Here is an 18,094-nt window from a genome sequence, read left to right on the forward strand (position 1 = left end):
CATGCCTCACCTCCCTGAGCACCTCCTCGCCGGCTATCGCAACTTCATGGCCGGCCGCTATCCCTCGGAAAGCGACCGCTATCGCTCGCTGGCGCGCGAAGGCCAGGCGCCGGAAACGATGATCGTCGCCTGCTGCGATTCCCGCTCAGCCCCGGAAGCGATCTTCGATGCCGGCCCCGGCGAGCTTTTCGTGCTGCGCAATGTCGCCAATCTGGTGCCGCCCTATGAGCCGGACGGCGAATATCACTCGACATCGGCCGCGTTGGAATTCGCCGTGCAGAGCCTGAAGGTGAAGAACATCGTGGTGATGGGCCATGGCCGCTGCGGCGGCATCCGTGCCGCGCTCGACACGAACTTTGCGCCGCTATCGCCCGGCGATTTCATCGGCAAATGGATGAGCCTGATCGCGCCTGCCGCCGAGACTGTCTCGTCCAGCACCTTCATGACGGCGACCGAGCGGCAAACGGCGCTGGAGCGTATTTCCATCCGCTACTCCATCGCCAATCTCAGGACTTTTCCCTGCGTCTCGATCCTTGAGGGCAAGGGCAAGCTTACGCTCTACGGCGCATGGTTCGACATCTCGACCGGGGAGCTGTGGGTGATGAACAAGGAAACCGGCGATTTCCAGCGGCCGGAGCTGTAAGGGAGGGACGATGCACCGGACCTGGCGGAGGTTCCTTCTCGCGGCGGCGCTGCTCATGTCCTCGCTCGTCCGTGCCGCCGCCGATGACGGCGCCATCATCGACCGCTGGTACTCGGCACTGCTGGTCGCCGACCGCACAGAATTGTCCGACCTGCTTTCCGACGACGTGCGCATGAAGCTCGACGACATGGGCGTCGTGCAGACCAAGCAGGATTTCATCGCCTCGATCGACGAATGGCAGAGCGCGGTGGCGGGCGCCGCGATCCGTCATCGCGTCGAAAAGAGCGAGAATGGCGAGACCACGGTGCTCGCCTGCTACGACTTCCCCAGCAACGACATGCTGATGCGCGAGACTTTTACCATCGCTGGCGGGCGGATCGTCGTCAGCACGCAAACGGCGGTGGCGCAGGACTGCAGCGCCTACTAGTGTTTGCGTTGGTAGGCGGCATTCTTGGAGATTGGCTGACGCGCTTGTCAGGTCGTCATTCTAGGGCGGAGCAAGGAGCGAAGCGACGCGCGCAGACCCTAGAATCCATTCCGTGACTTCCGAGCGTTGCCACGGTGCAGAATTCTGCTCCGCTGTGTTCCTCGGCCAAGGTCACGGAATGGATCCTCGGGTCTGCGCTCCGCTTCGCGTCGCTCCGCCCGTGGATGACGAGGTTCGGTTTGCGATGGACCAGCGCATTTCACCGTTCCACGGAAAACGGCGAACCGCCTTTCCCTTGAATGCTCGTAGGGCGAATCGTGGAGCGACCCTTGTTGCACGCTGCGCGGCATCGCTCTACATCCGGGGCAGCCCGCCTCCAAATCAGCTCACCGGAATGCACATGTCATCTTCAAAAACCGTCGATCTCGCCGCCCATCCGCTGACCGTCTGGCAAGGGCCGCTAGGCCTGCCGGATTTCTCGCGAATCGGCGACAATGATTTCGGGCCAGTCTTCGACGCGGCGCTGGCGGCGCATCAGGCCGAGATCGACGCGATCGCCGGCAACAGCGAGATGCCGACCGTCGAGAACACGCTTGCCGCGCTCGAGCTTGCCGGCGAGGCGCTCGACCGTGTCTCGTCCATCTTCTGGTGCCGCGCCGGCGCTCATACCAACGACACGATCCAGGCGATGGAGCGCGAGGTTTCGCCAAAGATGTCGCGGCATTTCTCGGCGATCTCGATGAACGAAAAACTGTTTGCCCGCATCGACGATCTCTATCAGCGGCGCGACAGCCTCAACCTTGATGCCGAAACGCTGCGTGTCCTGGAAAAGACCTGGAAGGGCTTTGTCCGTTCGGGCGCCAAGCTCGATGCCGACGGCAAGAAGCGGCTCGCGGCAATCAACGAGGAACTCTCCTCGCTCGGTACCAAATTCGGCCAGAACGTGCTCACCGACGAGCGCGACTGGGCGCTGTTCCTCGACGAGGCCGACCTTGCCGGCCTGCCGGACTTTTTGAAGAGCGCGATGGCGGAAGCGGCCGAGATGCGCGGCCAGAAGGGCCGCTATGCGGTGACGCTGTCGCGATCGATCTACGAGCCGTTCTCGACCTTCTCGGAGCGCCGCGACCTGCGCGAGATCGTGTTCAAAGCCTTCATCATGCGCGGCCAGAATGGCGGCGCCTCCGACAACACCGATGTGGTGCGCGACATGCTGAAGCTGCGCGCCGAGAAGGCGAAGCTGCTGGGCTACGATTCTTTCGCGGCGCTGAAGCTCGACGACACGATGGCGAAGACGCCGAAAGCCGTGCACGAGCTGCTCGATCCGGTGTGGGAGAAAGCGCTGGAAAAAGCGGCCGCCGACCAGAAGGAGCTGGAGCGGCTGGCGGCGGAAGCCGGCAGCAACGAGAAATTCGCGGCCTGGGACTGGCGCTTCTACCAGGAGAAGCTGCGCGCCGAGAAATTCGCCTTCGACGAAGCGGAGCTGAAGCCTTACCTGCAGCTCGAACGCGTCATCGAAGCCTGCTTCGATGTGGCGACACGCCTGTTCGGCGTCACTTTCGAGGAAAAGAAGGGCATAACAGCCTGGCATCCCGACGCGCGCGTCTTCGTGGTGAAGAATGCTGACGACAGCGAACGCGGCCTGTTCCTCGCCGATTATTTTGCGCGCCCGTCAAAACGCTCCGGCGCCTGGATGAGCGCGCTTCGGTCCGGTTACAAGCTCGGCGACGGCGCCAAACCGGTAATCTACAACATCATGAATTTCGCCAAGCCGCCGGCCGGCGAGGCGGCACTTCTGTCGGTCGATGAGGCGAAGACGCTGTTCCACGAGTTCGGCCACGCGCTGCACGGCATGCTGACCGACGTCACCTGGCCGTCGGTTTCGGGCACTTCCGTCAGCCGCGATTTCGTCGAACTGCCCTCGCAGCTCTATGAGCATTGGCTGACGGTGCCGGCGGTGCTGGAAAAGCATGCGCTGCACGTCAAGACCGGCAAGCCGATGCCGAAGGCGCTGCTCGACAAGATGCTCGCCGCCCGCACCTTCGGCGCCGGCTTCGCCACGGTCGAGTTCACCGCCTCGGCGCTGATCGACATGGCCTATCACGCAAAGGCGGATGCGCCAGCCGAACCGCTTCGTTTCGAGGCCGAGACGCTGGAAAAACTGCATATGCCGGACACGATCGCGATGCGCCACCGTACCCCGCATTTCGGCCATGTCTTCGCCGGCGACGGATATTCAGCCGGCTATTATTCCTACATGTGGTCGGAAGTGCTCGACGCCGACGCCTTCTCGGCTTTCGAGGAGACGGGCGACGCCTTCAATCCGGAACTCGCCGAGCGGCTTCGGAAGAACATCTATGCCGCCGGCGGCTCGAAGGATCCGGAGGAGCTTTACACGGCGTTTCGAGGGAAAATGCCTTCGCCTGAAGCGATGATGGTGAAGCGAGGGCTGGTGTGACGCATCTTTCCCTTCTCCCCTTGTGGGAGAAGGTGGATCGGCGCGCAAGCGCCGAGACGGATGAGGGGTGCTCCAGGGAACGCCAGCGCCTCACTCCGCTGGAACACCCCTCATCCGGCCGCTTCGCGGCCACCTTCTCCCACAAGGGGAGAAGGGGAAGCGCGCCACGGATCAGCCACTCTCGGCCAGATCGGCCGCGTCAGTTTCTTGTAATCCGTCACAGCCGGATTGCTCGGATAGGAACTCGGCGCCGCCACATAGATGATCTCGGCGGCGATCGGCGCGAAGCCGGCGTAGAAATGGTTCGTCGACTTGATCAGGAGGACGTCCTTCGACAGCGGATCGATGCCGATGTTGGAAAAGATATCCGGCTCGAAAGTCTGGGTGCGGTTGGTGTTCAAGATGACGTCGACCTCGGTGCCTTCGATGCGCACCACCGCCGACGGCCCCAGCGTCACCCGGCTTGGCCCGAAGCTCTGCCAGCCTTCGTTGGTTGTCTTCAGCACCCTGACGCGGGCATCGATCGGCTCGCCGGCCTGAGGGCCGGCCTTGCCGCCGAAGCGCAGGTCGATGACCGCGCCTTCGCCGGCCGCATGACAAAAGGTCACGGCGATCGGATCCCAAATCGTCGCCACGCCGACCTTGGTCACGCCACGCGAAAGCAGCTCGCGCAGCACGATGGTGCCGTCGCCCGGCACGCCGCCGCCCGGATTGTCCCAGATGTCGGCGATCACGACCGGCTTGTCCTTGCGCTCCGCGCGCACGTTCAGCGCCCGATCGATGCCGGCCGAGGCGGAAAGCATGGTCATCGCCGTCTGTTCGCGTAGCGCATAGAGCTCGCGGCCCAACGTCTCGGCGAGCTTGTCGCCTTTGGCCTTGTCGTCGTCGGTGATGACCAGGATGCGCGTGCCCATCTCCGGCACGTCGGCGGCCATGAAGCCGTGGATGACCGAGACAGACAGCACGCCGTCCTTGCCATGCAGCGCCTTGATCCTGTCGACGAATGAACGCATCGGCTCGCGGCTGGTCGGCAGCACCTGGATCATGCGGCAGTCGAAGGTCGAGATCACCGGCTTGATCTCGCCGCGCGCCGCGGCAAGGCCGAGCTCGACCACATGCTCGCCGCGCTCGTAGAAATCGGTGTGCGGGAATTCGAGGAAGTAGGCCATGATGTCGCAAGCTGCGACGCGTTTCGGCGTCAAATGACTGTGCGGATCGAACTCCGAGGCGATCACCACTTTCGGGCCGACGATGGCGCGCACGCGCTCCAACAGATCGCCTTCGCAATCGTCATAGCCTTGCGCCACCATGGCGCCATGCAATCCCAGGATCACCGCATCGACCGGCAAGGCGGCCTTGAGCTGATCGAGGATCTCGTCGCGCAGCGCTTCATGGGTCTGCCGCTGCACCAGACCGCCGGGCTCCGCCCAGGTGGCGGTGCCTTCGATGACGGTCAGCCCTTCCTTCGCCGCGCGCTTGCGCAGCGCCACGATCGGCGAGGAGCAGAGCGTCGGCGTCTCCGGATGTTTTCCGGGGCCGGCATAGAAGGCCATCTCGAAGGAAGCCCGGTCGGTCGGCACCGGCGAGAAGGTGTTGGTTTCCGTCGCCAGCGAGGCGGTGAAGATGCGCATGAATGCTCCGTGAGGACCTTTTGTTTTTCGCAATTCCGGACGGAAAACCGCTGCGCACTTTTCCTGGAATTGCGGGGATAGCTATTTGACCGCGCCGAGCGCCAATCCGCGGACGAGGTAGCGCTGCAGCCAGATGAAGAGGATCGCCACCGGCAAGGTCGCCAAGAGCGTGGCCGCCATGACATGGTGCCATTCGATCGTATAGCGGCCGGCGACCAGCGAGAAAACCTGGATCGGCAGCGTGTAGCTTTCCTGGCTGCGCAGCATGGTGAGCGCCACGACGAACTCGTTCCAGGCATTGATGAAGGTGAAGATCGCCGTCACCGCGATCGCCGGCAGGCAGAGCGGCAGGAACACCTTGCGCAGCGTCAACCAACGGCCGGCGCCTTCCATCCAGGCCGCCTCCTCGAGGTCGCGCGGGATGGTGTCGAAATAGCTCTGCAGCATCCAGACCGTGAAGGCGACGTTGAAGGCCATGTAGATGAAGCCGAGCGCGGTGGTGCTCTCCACCAGCCCCCAGGCTGCCATCAGCCGGAACAGGCCGAGCACCAGCACGATCGGCGATATCATCTGCGAGATCAAAAGGAACTGGCGGAAGGCGCCATAGCCGGCAAAGCGGAAGCGCGACATGGCGTAGGCGGCCGGCACCGAGATCAGGATCGCGCCGATTGTCGCCAGCGCCGAGACATAGAGCGAGTTGAGCAGCGCCTGACCGAAGCCGGTCGCCACCCACATGTCGGCGAAATTCGACCAGCGGAATTCGCTCGGCCACCAGGTGGGCGTCAACACCTCGGTGCGTGGCTTGACGGCGGTCAGGAACATCACGGCGAAGGGGAAGATCGTCACCGCGACCAACGGTGCAAGCAGCAGCCAGGCGATGATGGTGCGTTTCAACTTGCCGTTCATGCGCGCTGCTCCCGCATGGCGAGGCGCACATAGATCATGGTGCAGACGAGCAGGATCGCGAACATCACCAGCGACACGGCGGAAGCCTCGCCCAGCTTGCCGATGCGGAAGGCGAGCTTGTAGAGATGGGTCACCAATATGTCGGTCGAGTTTGCCGGCCCCCCTTGTGTCATCACCCAGATGATCGGGAAGGAGTTGAAGACATAGATGGTATTGAGCACGATCGCGATGTTGATGAACGGCTTCAGGAGCGGAAAGGTGATCTCGCGGAACTGCTGCAAGGGCGTCGCGCCCTCGAGTGCCGCCGCCTCGTAGAGATCGTCGGGGATCGAGGACAGGCCGCCGAGGAAGATCGTTGTGGTGAACGGCACCGTCACCAATATGCCGATCAGCACCTGCATCGGGAAGGCGGTCTCGGCGCTGGCCAGCCACTGGATGTTCTGGCTGATCAGGCCGAGCTTCATCAGCGCCGAATTCAGCATGCCGCTTTCGCCGTTAAGCGCCCAGCGCCAGACCACCGCGGTCATGGTCAGCGACACCGCCCAGGGCAGCATGATGATGACGCGGGCGAGGCCGCGGCCGTAGAAGTCGGTATTGAGGATGATCGCCACCGGGATCGACAAAAGCAGCGCGCCGCCGACGACCAGCACCGTCCACAGCGCGGTGCGCCAGAGCGCGGCGACAAAATCGGGATCGGCGGCGAGCGCCGCGAAATTGGCGAGACCGCTGAACTCGCGCAACTGACCGAAGCGGTTGACGTCATGCGTCGAGATCTGGATCAGGTCCCAGACCGGCCAGAAGATCACCACCGCCGCCAGGAACAGGCTGGGCAGCGTCAGCAGATAGGGCAGGAAACGATTTTGCATCGGCTGGTTTGTATCGCGTTGCGCGGCTTCGAGGGGGTGCCAATTCTCATCTGTCTTGCCAGGCGCTCAGTTTCGAATTCCTTCCAGGCGCCGCCCCTCACCTGTCTGCCTGTCCTCCGCGGCAGTTGCGGAAGAGCCCCTTCCTCTCCCCCGTCGATCGGGGGAGAGGTGTCGAGCGAAGCTCGACGGAGTGGGGGTCGACCCTTGGCGCAAGGCGAGGCGATGCTTGCGCGGAGTGTCTTTCGCAAGTCGGCTCGCGGCGGTGGCCAGGTGGTTCCCCCACTCCGTCTCGGCTTCGCCGAGCCACCTCTCCCCCCTCCGGAGGGAGAGGAAGGAGGCAGGGAAAGTGTGGCGCGCTCCGACGGGTGGAGCGCGCCACGGGCGCAGGGAGATACGCCCTATTTCTTCGTCAGGACGGCGTTGGCCTTGTCGGCGGCCTCCTTCAAGGCCGCTTCCGGCGTGGCGCTGCCGAGATAGATCTTCTGCATGGCGTCCGACGTGATCTGGGCGATCTCTTCCCATCCGGGGATAACCGGCGCGAAGCGGGCGTCGGGCAGAAGCGCGGTGAAGGCGGCGAGGTCGGCATTGTTGACGTAATAGTCCATCTTGGCCTCCTCCTTGTTCACCGGCAGGAAGCCTTCGCCCTGCGTAAACTTGGCGCGCTGCTCCTTGGTGAACAGGAAGTCGAGCAGCTTCCAGGCCTCGTCCTTGTTCTTGGAGTTCTTGAACATGATGATGCTATCCGTGACGCCATAGGTGCCGCGCGCGCCGGTCGGGCCGGCGGGGATCGCCGCGACGCCGTATTTCAGCTTCGGCGCCTCTTCCTTGATCTGGTTGGACAGGAACGGCGCGGTGATCATCATGCCGACCTTGCCCTGCTTGAACAGGTTCTGCACGTCCTCGCGATTGTTGGAGGTGACACCCGGTTCCGTCAGCCCCTCGTCGATCATCGACTTGTAAAGCTTGGCGGCCTCAAGCGCGCCGGGCGTGCTCAGACCGGAGGTGCCGTCCTTGTTGAGGATTTCGGTGCCGAAGGACCACATCGCGTAGTAGTAATAGACGTCGGTCTCGATCTCCTTGCCTTGCAGGCCGTAGCCGAAGGCGCCTTGAGCCTTGATCTTGCGCGCGTCCTCCTGCAGCTCGCTCCAGGTGGCCGGTGGCTTGGCGATGCCTGCCTTCTCGAACAGCTCCTTGTTGTAATACATGGCGCGGGCCGAAGCCGCAATCGGCAGGCCGTAGGTGTGGCCGTCCATGATCGAGGGCTGCAGGAAGGTGTCGATGAAGCGGTCCTTGAACTCCGGCTTGATGTAGCTGTCGAGCGGCTCGGCGACATCCTGCTGGACGAAGTCGATCAGCCAGCGCGTGCCGATGATCGAAAGGTCGGCATTGGTGCCGGCGGTGATGTCGGTGGTGAGCTTCTGCAGGAGCACGTCCCAGGGCACCACTTCATACTTGATCGTGATGCCGGGATTGGCCGCCTCGAACTCCTTCTTGACCTCCTCGAAATAGGGGCCGGTCTTTGCGCTGTACTCGGCGACGGTGACGCGCACCTCGCCGGCACCGGCAGGTGCCGCAAAAGCCAGCATGCTCATTCCGGCCAACAGGCCGACAGTCCATTTCGCAAGGCTCATCTGATCTCTCCCATTGATGCGCATTCGCGCCTGGCCTAGAGGCACAGGATTTATGTTACTTTCCTACATTATCCAGGGTAATGCCCAATGCAAGCAGTTTATCATGTTGCTAAATTACATTTTGTTGGATAGCGTTCCGTCGCTGTCTGGCACGGCGGAGGAGCGCGCATCGTGGCATCAAAGGCCGATTTCGAGGGCAGAACCGTTGTCGTCACCGGCGCCGGCGGCGGCCTCGGTTCGGCGATCGTCGAGCTCATAGCCGAGCGCGGCGCGCGCGTCGTCGGCTGCGACCAGTCGGTGGAAGCTCTGGCCAGCCCGCATATCGCGTCGCGCCATGTCTTCAACCTGCTCGACCGGGCCTCGATCGAAGCGGCGATACCCGCGCTGCTCGACAAGGACGGCGTTCCCGATATCCTGATCAACAATGCCGGCTGGACGCGCGCCGAAACGTTGAAGGCGCTGACGGCGGATAAAATCGAAGAGGAGCTCGGCCTCAATCTGACCGGCGTGATGACCTTCGCCGATCCGCTCGTCAAGGCGATGTCCGAGCGCGGCTCGGGCAGCGTCGTCTTCATCTCCTCCGTCAACGCGATTTCGCATTTCGGCAATCCGGCCTATGCGGCGGCCAAGGCCGGCATCAACGCCTACGCCAAATCCATCGCCGTCGAGCTCGGCCGCAGCGGGTTGCGTGCCAATGTCGTCTGTCCGGGCTCGATCCGCACCGCCGCCTGGGACCATCGCCTGGCAAAGGACCCCGAGATCTTAGGCCGGCTGAAGCGGCTCTACCCGCTCGGCCGCATCGTCAACGCGTCGGAAGTGGCGGAGGCCGTCGCCTTCCTTGCCTCCGAGCGCGCTTCCGGCATAACAGGTGCCGTGGTCCCCGTGGACGCGGGACTGACAGCCGGCTACCTGCCTTTCATCGACGACATTTTGGGAGCGTGACCATGACCGACGTCCAGTTCCGCAACCTGTCGAAATCCTATGGCCAGCACAAAATACTCGAGGACATCAATCTCGACATCCGGACCGGCGAGTTCGTCGTGCTGGTCGGCCCGTCCGGCTGCGGCAAGTCAACCCTGCTGCGCATGCTGGCAGGTCTGGAGACGATCACCTCAGGCGACCTCGTCATCGGTGGCATGCGCGCCAACGACCTGCCGCCGCAGAAACGCAACATCGCCATGGTGTTCCAGTCCTACGCGCTGTTCCCGCATCTGAAGGCGTCGGAGAATATCGGCTTCGGCCCGAAGATCCGCGGCGAGACGCGCGCCGCGATCGACGACAAGGTCAAGAAGGCGTCGGGCGTGCTCAACCTCTTTTCCTATCTCGACCGCTATCCAAGGCAATTGTCGGGCGGCCAGCGCCAGCGCGTCGCCATGGGCCGCGCCATCGTGCGCGAGCCTTCGGTCTTCCTGTTCGACGAGCCGCTTTCAAATCTCGACGCGCAGCTGCGCGTGCAGATGCGCACCGAGATCAAGGCGCTGCACCAGCGGCTGAAATCGACCATCGTCTACGTCACCCACGACCAGATCGAGGCGATGACCATGGCCGACCGCATCGTGGTGATGGATCGCGGCCGCATCCAGCAGGTCGGGCAGCCGCTGGAGCTCTACGACCGGCCGGCCAACAAATTCGTCGCCGCCTTCATCGGCTCGCCTTCGATGAGCTTCGTCTCCGGCGCGCTGAAGACCGCCGGAGCCAAGTCCTGGTTCGAGACGACGGGCGGCGGCCGTCTGGCGCTCCCGGGCAAGGCCGCGTCCGGCAGGGACACGGTCGAGGTCGGCATCCGGCCCGAGCACTTCCTCGTCGGCGCCGGCGACGATGCCCTCGCCATCAAGGTCGACGTCGTCGAGCCGACCGGTTCGGAAACGCATGTCTATGGCTCGGTCGGCGACGACACGGTGCGCGCGGTGTTCCGCGACCGGCTGCAGGTGAAGCCCGGCGACCGGCTGCCGGTGAGCGTCGACCCGCGCAACATCCACCTCTTCGACAAGGCGACGGGCCTGCCGCTGTGAGATGATGACATGAAGACCCCGGCCGACATCATCACCCGCCTGCAATTGATATCGCAGGACGGCACCAAGTCGGACCGCCGGCTGGCCGGACTGGTGCTTTCCGATCTCGATTTCGCCTCGAAGGCCGCGATCTCGGAGATCGCCGCGCGCGTCGGCGTCAGCGAGCCGACCGTCACCCGCTTCTGCCGCAATCTCGGCTGCGAGGGCCTGCGCGATTTCAAATTCTACCTGGCGCAGGCGATCGCCATCGGCGGCCAGTATCTGTCGCCGGAGCCGCTCAGCCGCGACGCGCGCGAGCAGCGCATCGCCTCGGCGATCACCGAGGCGGCGATCGCCGCCATCCAGCGCGCCAGCGAAAACCTCGACATGACGACGGTGATGGACGTCGCCGCCCGGATTGCGAGCTCCGGCAATGTGCTGTGCATCGGCTCAGGCGGCATCTCCTCGATGATGGCGACCGAGATGCAGAACCGGCTGTTCCGGCTCGGCTTGTCGGCGCTCGCCCAGACCGACGGCCAGCTGCAGCGCATGTATGCCGCCGTCGCGACGCCCGAGACGACAATGCTTGCCTTCTCCGTCTCGGGCTATGCGCGCTCGGTGATCGAGGCGGTCGAGGTTGCGCAGCAATATGGTGCGGCGACCGTTGCCATCACCGCGCCGGATTCGGCCCTGGCCAAGGTCGCCGACACGGTCATCCTTCTGCAGTCCGTCGAGGACGGAAACATCTACAAGCCGACCTCGTCGCGCTACGCGCTGCTTGCCATCCTCGACATGATCGCCACCACGGTGGCGGAAGCGCGCGGGCCGAAAGTGCTGGAGAATCTGCGCCGCATAAAGCAGAGCGTGAACACGCTGAAGGTCGACGATCCGAGACTGCCGCTGGGCGATTGAGCGGTTGCAGCGGCTTGCGCCGCCGAGATTGGCGATCCTTCGCGCCCCCCGCTGCCCTGCCGGGCATCTTCCCGATTGGCAGCTTCCGCGCCCCTCATGTAGCGCTGGTCGACCCCCACTCCGTCTCGGCTTCGCCGAGCCACCTCTCCCCCGATCGACGGGGTAGAGGAAAGGCGCCAAGCTTTTTGCCGTCAACGCCCGTCCAGCGACACTCCCTTCCTTTCCCTCCGGAGGGGGGAAAGGTGGCGCTGCGAAGCAGCGACGGATTGGGGGAACCACGTGGCAATCAAGCCTCGGCCTGATCAGTCGCGCCAGTCACAGAAGATGTGTGCATCGCGTAGCCAAGCGAGGGAGATGTCCGGCAGGACAGAGGGGGCGCCGTCCCGCCTGCGTCTCAGATCTTCGATTGCTTAGAAAGAGCCTCGACGCTTTTCGCCAGCTCGGCCCCTTCCCCCACGACCCGCAGCGTCTTCAGTCGCGATGTCCCGCCGGCAACCACCGAAACGGCCGACACTGGTACACCCAGCGCCTTGGCCAGCATCCGTTCCAGCGCTTGATTGGCGGCGCCGTGCGCGGACGCGGGCCTTAAGATGACTGCGCCCGTCGGCAGCGGTCTCGACGCCGTCGATCCGGTCGAGCGCCGCTTTCGGCGTCAGCCGCACGAAGAGGTCGATGCCGTTCTCGCGCAGCCGGAACGGCGTGCCCATCAGCCGCCGGCCACGACCCAGGACCAGACGGTGGTGACCAGAAACTGCCGGATGAAGAAGATGATCAGAAGCAGGATGATCGGGGAAATGTCGATGCCGCCGAGATCGGGCATGAAGCGGCGGATCGGGCGCAATGCCGGATCGGTCAGCCGATAGAGCATGTTGCCGACGCTGCCGACGAACTGGTTGCGCGAATTGACGACATTGAAGGCGTAGAGCCAGGAAAAGATCGCCGAGGCGATGATGATCCACCAGTAGATATCAAGCGCCATGACGATGGTCTGAATAAGGGCGATCATGCCGGTCTCCAAATTGTCGCCGACATGTAGCCATTGCTTGGCGAGCGGGCAAGGCCCGCGGGCTTGGCGTGCGGGCAAGGCCCGCCCCACCACGGCGCTTGTGCCGGCCCGGTCTTTCGCCTTGACATCAAACGGCCGCGACCGATACAAGCCCATCCGCTGGAACGGGGCTGTAGCTCAGCTGGGAGAGCGCATCGTTCGCAATGATGAGGTCAGGGGTTCGATCCCCCTCAGCTCCACCAGCCAGCACACGCATGTGCTTCTCATCGGCTTCGGCCTCCTCCCTCAGCATTTTGTGACAGCCGGATTTCGGGCCGCCGCTTGGAACCAATGGCGGGGCAAGACGGTTCAGCTATACTTTTGAAGCTGATATCCCCGGCCGGCTGGGTAAGCGGCGATGTGCGAGGAGGTCACCATCATGCAGATTTCGTCCAGGTTCCGTTCAGTCGCGGTTGCGGCCATCGCTGCCGCCGGCGTCAGCATTGCCAGCGCCGCGCATGCCGACAGCGGCACGATCCGCTTCTCCGTCTACAAGGCGGCCTTCTTCATCGGGGGTTCCGGCGGGGAAGGCTCGCTGACCTTCCATGGCAAACGCTATCCGATCTCGATCGGCGGCATCTCGGGCGGCCTGGCCTTCGGCGCATCCAAAACCTATTTTCAGGGCAGGGTGCGCCACATCCGACGCGCCAGCGATGTGACGGGCGTCTACGGCGCGGCCGGCGGTGGCGGCGCGCTCGGCAGAGGCGCCCAGGTGATCGTCATGACCAATGACAAGGGCGCCCAGCTCGAGCTCACCGGCCGGCAGGTCGGCCTGCAGGTCAACGCCGACCTCAGCGGCATGAGCATCGCGCTGAAGAGGTAGGAGCCCCGGCTCCGTCCGTTATTCCGGGACGGGCCGGTTCGGGCGCCGCCCGGGCGCGCAAAGATCGCGCCGGGCAGGCCAGGCGGCGAGTTTCATCGACCTCTCCGCCGACCTGCCAGACCAATGGCGGGGTGTCCGCTCTGATGAATAGCAGGCCTGCAGGCATCCCGCTTGCCAATGAAGGGCGGCTCGCCTCAATCGTCCCAGTCATCCCAATTGTCTTCGTCCTGCGGATAGTCGGGAACGACCCGGATGATCGGCCGCGGACGCTGATAGCGCCAGTAATCCTCGTCCGGTAGCTGACGCTCATCGGTGCGGTAGGCAGGCCGGTCGTAGTGGTGGCGCTTCCAGTATTTATGCTTCTTGTGCGGCCGCACGCAGTAGCCGTCCTCGGTCAGGTAGGCGCATGTGACATGCGCCTGCTGCACCAGGCCATTTCTGGCCGGCATGCCAATCATTGGTGCCGCGTGGACCGCTGGCATCACCGCCAGCATGGTGCCGGCAAGGGCAAGAACAGACAATTTCATCGGCCTCTCCAATCTGTGCAGATTAAGGCCGGAAGAACGTCCTGATTGGGTACGATTTGCGGCGGCCGAGATCACTTTGATTTGCGGCCGCACATATGAGCGTTAGATCATGTATTGCGCCGGTATGCCCAAACCCGCCTTCAGGCTTGAAGTCCACGGAGCCGCCGGTGTCCTTCACGCAATCCTTGGCGACCCGACGCATCCCATAACGCTAATTCGCCAGCTGATCGAGAAGCGTGTCGATTTCCCCTTTCTTTGGCGCTTCGGGCGAAACAGGGGCGGCCTGCGGGTCGGCGGAAGCGGGTTCAGCCGCCGGCGCGGTGATCTCTGCTTCGGCCTCGCCGCCGGCGTTCGAACCTGGCGGCGGCGCATTATCCGTATTGCCGGTGTCTGGCGCCACGGCGGGTTCCGGAGCCGCGGGCGGCGCTTTGGGCCGGGGTGCGGCGTTGCGCAGAAGATCGCCGATCAGATCCGCCGCTCCCTTGCCGGAACCGTCGCCGTTCGAGCCCGTTTGGCCCGGGATCAGCTTGTCGAGATTGAGTTTCCCGGTCGGCAGCCCAAGGCGGCTCAACATATCCAGCGCGCCCTGCGGGTCTTTGGCCAATGCGCTCAGGTCCGGATAGGCCCGAGGCGCAAACAGCGGGCCTTGGACCACGATCGGCACCCCGATGCCCTTCACGGCAACGTCGCCTCCCTGCCCGGCAAGCGAGGCAACGACGCGGGGGTTGAGACGGATGTCGAGCGTCTGGTCGGCGAAGTCGATCTTGCCTGAGCCGTCCATTCGTACCAGCGGACCCAGCAGGCTGATGTCCGTCGTCTGCGCGACGCCGTTCTCGATGGCAAAAGAGGCGCCGAGTTCGGTGAACGTCGTCTTCTTGGTCTGATCCTGCTTGAAGCCGCTGGAAAGCAGCCCGACCAGGTTGTTATAGACCTCTGCTATGTCGATGCCGCGGAAGGCACCGGCGCCGAATTTTGCCGCCGCCTTGCCGCCAAGGGAGCGGGCAAGCGATTTCGTGGTCTTTCCCGAACCTGAAACCGCGACGGTCGCATTGAGCGTTCCTTCGATGCGGTCGAAATCCGCCGCGTCATGGAGCAAGGGAGCCGCGGCCGCGCCGGCGATCGCAGTGTTCAGGGTCAGGGAAGCGGCGTCCTTCGAGCCGTCGGCTGTCATCTCCGCGGCAATCGTGCCGCCGTAGAAGGGACTTTGCGGCACGTTCAGGTGCGCCTTGCCATCAGCAACCACCAGAGTGGTGGCCACCGGCCCGGCGAAGACCTTTCCATAGCCGAGCTTGTCGGCCTGGATGTCCACCTTGGCGTCAATTCTCTTGAGGAAGGAGAGATCGATCGGCGCGTCGGTGGCGCCGTTCGGCTTCTGCTTTCCGCCCGTGGCAGGCTCGCCGCCGCCGGCGAACGCCGCGAAGTCAAGCTTCGCGAAATTGAGCGACGTCCGGATGTTGAGGGGCGCCCCAAGTTTCATCGAGCCCTGGCCCGACGCCTTGACGCCGTTCAAGGCAACAGAGGCTTTCTGAAAGGAAAGCTGTCCTCGCCCGGCGTCCACGTCACCTTTGAAGGCAAAGTCTCGCAGACCGTGGGAAGCACTCTGCCCCAGCCATTGCATGAGCTTGTCGACCGAGGCCGATGTGACCGAAACCTGACCCTTGAACGTGCCGCCACCCCCGGCAGCGCCGCTTATGCTGCCTTCGAGGTATTTGGACGAAACCGAAAGGCTGATCGGCCCGGACGCATCGGCAACGGAGCCGCTGGCCAGAAAGGATGCAGGCGCGAGCTGGGACTTGAACGTCACGGCCTGTCTCCGCCAGACGAGCTTGCCCGTCAAATCGACCGGCTTGCCGACATCGTGAACCTTCGCGTCAAGATTGAGCCCGGTGATGTCGTCGGCCGTCCGGGCCTCGGCAAGTGCTGCGAGCGGAAGCTTGCCTTCCCGAATTCCGACCGTTCCCTGCAGATTGACGCTGCTGCGTATGCGCTCTGCGGTGAGTCCGCGAAAAGCGAACCCCATATCGGCGGTCAGCTTGCCGGACAACGGCACGGATTGTCCGGCCAGCTTCGCTACAGAGCCGATATCCAGCCCTGAACTCGCAATATTGCCGCGTATGGTCGGAGGCGTTTCACCGACATTCGTCGAGGCTTTCGCGGTAACGCTTCCCGCATCGAGGCCGAAGTGCTCCAGCTTTGCCTCGATATGTCCGTCGCGCAGCGTCGCGGCGAGCTGGACATCGGAAGCCCGTATCTTGCCGCCGACCAATTCATCGATGGCGACGCTGATGTCGGCGTCGAACGCAGAGAGCATCGCGAGGTCGGGCTCGCCGGAGCCGGCCGAAACCTTGCCCGCGCTGGAACCATCCTTTCCAATATCGCTCAAGGCGTCGATATCGACGCGCTTTGCCGCCAGGTCGGCGAAGAAGCGATGCCGCGCCCCGGGCTGAAAGAGCGCGTCCATCTGGAAGCTCTGGTCGCCGACATCGAACTTTCCGCCCTTGATCTGATAACTGCCGTTCCCGTTGAGCTGGATCTCTCCACTGGCATGCAAGGAAGAGAATTTGGCAACCGGCGCCGGATCGAGACGCGCCTCGATGGCGATCTGGGCCGGCAGCCGTTTCAGGATCGGCCTCAAGGCGGAAAGGCTCCCGCTCATTTCAACGCGACGGCCGCCGCTGGTGCCGGCCAATGAAAACGAGACCTCCCGGTCGAGGTCCGGAACCCTCAGATCGGCGTCGATTGCCGTCACCTCAGCGGAATTGCCGGTCGACGCGCCTGAGGTGAGGGTGCCGTTCGTTATCGTCAGTTGGTTGATCGCCAGCCGCTCGAGCGTATCGACAACCGCCGCGAACGGATCGGCCTGTACATCCTTCGGTTCCGGAGCTGACGCCGCGTTTGCCGAAGCCTTGAGCGCGATTGTCGGATCCGCCAGCGCGACGGACTGTATCTCGAGCTTTTTCGACCACAGCGACGACAGCGTTATCGAAGTCGAGAGCCGCGGAGCGGATATCGCGATATCGCCCGTGCCGGTCGAAAGCGAGATATCGTCCGCGACCACCGCCAGCTTGGGCAGCAGCGATAGTCTGACAGGTCCGTCCAGCCGAATTGTCATTCCGGTTGCGGATGACAGTTGCCGGCTCAATTCGGCACGAACCCAGTCGATTGAAACAAGAGCGGGCACAAGGAAAAGCAGCCCGGCGGAAAGAACAACAGCTACGGTGAGTGCAGCGACGATTTTTCTCACATCGACCCGCCAAAATGATCGGAAGAATCAGTATCGTTAAACATACATGCTTCTGGCGTCCGACTGAATCCTGCCGAAACACGGGCTTCGCGCCGACGAATTTCGCACTACTCCAGGGACCGTCGGCTCTTTCGCCGCGATCGAAGCCATTTGCAGGCAAGTGTTTCCAGACCAGAGGGTTTGGAAACGATCAGCCGGTTTCCGAGCCATTCCCGTGAAACAGACTAGGCGCATTTTCCGGCATCCGCCGCCGACATATCAGCCATTTCAATGGAGGAAGTGCCAATGTCAGTGCTCGGAACCCTGCTCCATTTCAGCCGCGCCATCATCCACGCGCACAACAATGCCAAGGTCAGAAACCTGATGGATGTCCCGCCGCCCGAAACCCGCAGGGACATGGGCCCGCATGTCTCGCCGGACGCCTCCGAAAAGGAGCCCGGCGCCATTCACCCCGGAGGACGCTGACACAAGCGGAGTCTCGGACCGGCCTCGTCCCACTCACCTGGAGACTGGTGTTGCTTTGTGATTGCGTTGGCGCGCATAGGCCACGCAGGCGTCCACGGTGCTGACGCATAGCGCGTCACGGCTGTTCGGCAAGTTATTGTCGCCGGCATAGGCTACCTCTGCGACGTGGCCGTTGAGCATGCGTATTTGCGTATTGCAATAGCCGCCGGGGGCGACGTTGACCGACCCTCCGACCGCGGGAATCGCGCCCACGGCCATTGTCGGCACCGCGATGCTGAGATTGCCGCGTTGCACGGTGCGCTGGTAGGTCCAAATCTGACCGGAAGGCCCCGTGTCGGCCGTCGCGGTCGGAAAGCCGGCGCACATGCGGACATCGGCCTCGCTGAGACCGACCATCTCCTTGCGGGCAGCGGCCGTGGTGGCGTCGACCTTGGCGATGCTCGACGTATCGTCGGGGATGACGCAGGACGACAGGGTGGAGATGCCTGCCGCAACAAAGGCAAGTTTTCGAATATGCAAGGATGTCAT

16 protein-coding genes, 1 tRNA gene and 2 pseudogenes are annotated in these 18,094 nt (G+C 63.6%); 9 read left to right on the forward strand and 10 right to left on the reverse strand.

What is annotated here, in order from left to right; genetic code table 11:
- Position 1 precedes the first annotated feature (1 nt).
- The 3 genes from LB525_RS22310 (at position 2) to LB525_RS22320 (ending at position 3,525) form a co-directional block, all read left to right on the forward strand.
- Positions 2 to 643 carry a carbonic anhydrase gene (locus LB525_RS22310; protein ID WP_224547199.1) on the forward strand — a complete coding sequence of 214 codons (642 nt, stop codon included), beginning with the start codon at positions 2 to 4 and terminating at the stop codon, positions 641 to 643.
- Positions 644 to 698: 55 nt separating this feature from the next.
- The gene (locus tag LB525_RS22315) at positions 699 to 1,070 is read left to right on the forward strand and encodes a nuclear transport factor 2 family protein (protein ID WP_224547210.1); all 372 of its coding nucleotides are present in this window, start codon (positions 699 to 701) and stop codon (positions 1,068 to 1,070) included.
- 400 nt (positions 1,071 to 1,470) lie between these two features.
- Positions 1,471 to 3,525, forward strand: a complete 2,055-nt coding sequence (locus tag LB525_RS22320; protein ID WP_224547221.1) for a M3 family metallopeptidase — start codon at positions 1,471 to 1,473, stop codon at positions 3,523 to 3,525.
- 110 nt (positions 3,526 to 3,635) lie between these two features.
- On the opposite strand, the gene LB525_RS22325 is transcribed toward LB525_RS22320, so the two are convergent.
- The 4 genes from LB525_RS22325 to LB525_RS22340 all read right to left on the reverse strand — a co-directional run bounded on the left by LB525_RS22325 (position 3,636) and on the right by LB525_RS22340 (position 8,559).
- Positions 3,636 to 5,156, reverse strand: coding sequence for a M81 family metallopeptidase (locus LB525_RS22325; RefSeq protein WP_224547223.1), 1,521 nt, complete (start codon positions 5,154 to 5,156; stop codon positions 3,636 to 3,638).
- Positions 5,157 to 5,237: 81 nt separating this feature from the next.
- Positions 5,238 to 6,062: a carbohydrate ABC transporter permease gene (locus LB525_RS22330; RefSeq protein ID WP_224547225.1), complete on the reverse strand. Its 825-nt coding sequence runs from the start codon at positions 6,060 to 6,062 to the stop codon at positions 5,238 to 5,240.
- Entirely contained in the window at positions 6,059 to 6,928 is an 870-nt protein-coding gene (locus LB525_RS22335; protein WP_224547227.1) for a carbohydrate ABC transporter permease, read from the reverse strand. The genes LB525_RS22330 and LB525_RS22335 overlap by 4 nt, the downstream gene beginning before the upstream one ends.
- A gap of 398 nt (positions 6,929 to 7,326) precedes the next feature.
- A complete protein-coding gene (locus LB525_RS22340) occupies positions 7,327 to 8,559 on the reverse strand; it encodes an ABC transporter substrate-binding protein (RefSeq protein ID WP_224547229.1) in 1,233 nt (410 codons plus the stop codon).
- Between the two features lie 171 nt (positions 8,560 to 8,730).
- Here LB525_RS22340 and LB525_RS22345 point away from each other — a divergent pair, with 171 nt between their 5' ends.
- Genes LB525_RS22345 through LB525_RS22355 form a run of 3 tightly spaced genes read left to right on the forward strand, consistent with a single transcriptional unit; the run spans position 8,731 to position 11,462 of the window.
- Positions 8,731 to 9,501 carry an SDR family NAD(P)-dependent oxidoreductase gene (locus tag LB525_RS22345; RefSeq protein WP_224547231.1) on the forward strand — a complete coding sequence of 257 codons (771 nt, stop codon included), beginning with the start codon at positions 8,731 to 8,733 and terminating at the stop codon, positions 9,499 to 9,501.
- 2 nt (positions 9,502 to 9,503) lie between these two features.
- On the forward strand, positions 9,504 to 10,571 hold the full coding sequence (locus LB525_RS22350) for an ABC transporter ATP-binding protein (protein ID WP_224547242.1): 1,068 nt from the start codon (positions 9,504 to 9,506) through the stop codon (positions 10,569 to 10,571).
- Between the two features lie 9 nt (positions 10,572 to 10,580).
- The gene (locus LB525_RS22355) at positions 10,581 to 11,462 is read left to right on the forward strand and encodes a MurR/RpiR family transcriptional regulator (protein ID WP_224547244.1); all 882 of its coding nucleotides are present in this window, start codon (positions 10,581 to 10,583) and stop codon (positions 11,460 to 11,462) included.
- Positions 11,463 to 11,856: 394 nt separating this feature from the next.
- On the opposite strand, the pseudogene LB525_RS22360 reads toward LB525_RS22355, so the two are convergent.
- A pseudogene (locus LB525_RS22360) lies at positions 11,857 to 12,169 on the reverse strand (DUF167 family protein).
- Positions 12,169 to 12,468: a YggT family protein gene (locus tag LB525_RS22365; protein WP_095770068.1), complete on the reverse strand. Its 300-nt coding sequence runs from the start codon at positions 12,466 to 12,468 to the stop codon at positions 12,169 to 12,171. The pseudogene LB525_RS22360 and the gene LB525_RS22365 overlap by 1 nt, the downstream one beginning before the upstream one ends.
- Before the next feature lie 166 nt (positions 12,469 to 12,634).
- On the opposite strand from LB525_RS22365, the gene LB525_RS22370 reads away from it, so the two are divergent.
- Together LB525_RS22370 and LB525_RS22375 are read left to right on the forward strand one after the other, a co-directional pair.
- Positions 12,635 to 12,710 (forward strand) — tRNA-Ala (locus tag LB525_RS22370).
- Positions 12,711 to 12,886: 176 nt separating this feature from the next.
- Positions 12,887 to 13,330 (forward strand): hypothetical protein, encoded by a 444-nt coding sequence (locus LB525_RS22375; protein WP_224547246.1) that lies wholly within the window; start codon positions 12,887 to 12,889, stop codon positions 13,328 to 13,330.
- Positions 13,331 to 13,524: 194 nt separating this feature from the next.
- Here the strand turns inward: LB525_RS22375 and LB525_RS22380 are convergent, their stop codons facing one another.
- The 3 genes and pseudogenes from LB525_RS22380 to LB525_RS28740 form a co-directional block, all read right to left on the reverse strand.
- Positions 13,525 to 13,857 (reverse strand): hypothetical protein, encoded by a 333-nt coding sequence (locus LB525_RS22380; protein WP_224547248.1) that lies wholly within the window; start codon positions 13,855 to 13,857, stop codon positions 13,525 to 13,527.
- Positions 13,858 to 14,068: 211 nt separating this feature from the next.
- The gene (locus LB525_RS22385; protein WP_224547450.1) at positions 14,069 to 16,318 is read right to left on the reverse strand and encodes an AsmA family protein; all 2,250 of its coding nucleotides are present in this window, start codon (positions 16,316 to 16,318) and stop codon (positions 14,069 to 14,071) included.
- Between the two features lie 498 nt (positions 16,319 to 16,816).
- Positions 16,817 to 17,101 (reverse strand): annotated as a pseudogene (locus tag LB525_RS28740) (hypothetical protein); the annotation flags it as partial.
- A 285-nt stretch (positions 17,102 to 17,386) separates the two neighbouring features.
- On the opposite strand from LB525_RS28740, the gene LB525_RS22395 reads away from it, so the two are divergent.
- Positions 17,387 to 17,566: a hypothetical protein gene (locus LB525_RS22395; protein WP_095770049.1), complete on the forward strand. Its 180-nt coding sequence runs from the start codon at positions 17,387 to 17,389 to the stop codon at positions 17,564 to 17,566.
- Between the two features lie 33 nt (positions 17,567 to 17,599).
- Here the strand turns inward: LB525_RS22395 and LB525_RS22400 are convergent, their stop codons facing one another.
- Positions 17,600 to 18,094, reverse strand: coding sequence for a hypothetical protein (locus tag LB525_RS22400; protein ID WP_224547250.1), 495 nt, complete (start codon positions 18,092 to 18,094; stop codon positions 17,600 to 17,602).

Origin of the sequence: Mesorhizobium sp. CA16 (genome assembly GCF_020165175.1) — a bacterium.
Taxonomy (GTDB): domain Bacteria; phylum Pseudomonadota; class Alphaproteobacteria; order Rhizobiales; family Rhizobiaceae; genus Mesorhizobium.

Bases quoted from the DNA above. Each gene is read 5' to 3' on its own strand.
- LB525_RS22335 (WP_224547227.1), bottom strand. From the start codon at position 6,928: ATGCAAAATCGTTTCCTGCCCTATCTGCTGACGCTGCCCAGCCTGTTC.
- LB525_RS22310 (WP_224547199.1), top strand. From the start codon at position 2: ATGCCTCACCTCCCTGAGCACCTCCTCGCCGGCTATCGCAACTTCATG.
- LB525_RS22400 (WP_224547250.1), bottom strand. From the start codon at position 18,094: ATGACATCCTTGCATATTCGAAAACTTGCCTTTGTTGCGGCAGGCATC.
- LB525_RS22325 (WP_224547223.1), bottom strand. From the start codon at position 5,156: ATGCGCATCTTCACCGCCTCGCTGGCGACGGAAACCAACACCTTCTCG.
- LB525_RS22365 (WP_095770068.1), bottom strand. From the start codon at position 12,468: ATGATCGCCCTTATTCAGACCATCGTCATGGCGCTTGATATCTACTGG.
- LB525_RS22330 (WP_224547225.1), bottom strand. From the start codon at position 6,062: ATGAACGGCAAGTTGAAACGCACCATCATCGCCTGGCTGCTGCTTGCA.
- LB525_RS22380 (WP_224547248.1), bottom strand. From the start codon at position 13,857: ATGAAATTGTCTGTTCTTGCCCTTGCCGGCACCATGCTGGCGGTGATG.
- LB525_RS22385 (WP_224547450.1), bottom strand. From the start codon at position 16,318: ATGGACGCGCTCTTTCAGCCCGGGGCGCGGCATCGCTTCTTCGCCGAC.
- LB525_RS22350 (WP_224547242.1), top strand. From the start codon at position 9,504: ATGACCGACGTCCAGTTCCGCAACCTGTCGAAATCCTATGGCCAGCAC.
- LB525_RS22315 (WP_224547210.1), top strand. From the start codon at position 699: ATGTCCTCGCTCGTCCGTGCCGCCGCCGATGACGGCGCCATCATCGAC.
- LB525_RS22320 (WP_224547221.1), top strand. From the start codon at position 1,471: ATGTCATCTTCAAAAACCGTCGATCTCGCCGCCCATCCGCTGACCGTC.
- LB525_RS22355 (WP_224547244.1), top strand. From the start codon at position 10,581: ATGAAGACCCCGGCCGACATCATCACCCGCCTGCAATTGATATCGCAG.
- LB525_RS22375 (WP_224547246.1), top strand. From the start codon at position 12,887: ATGCAGATTTCGTCCAGGTTCCGTTCAGTCGCGGTTGCGGCCATCGCT.
- LB525_RS22395 (WP_095770049.1), top strand. From the start codon at position 17,387: ATGTCAGTGCTCGGAACCCTGCTCCATTTCAGCCGCGCCATCATCCAC.
- LB525_RS22340 (WP_224547229.1), bottom strand. From the start codon at position 8,559: ATGAGCCTTGCGAAATGGACTGTCGGCCTGTTGGCCGGAATGAGCATG.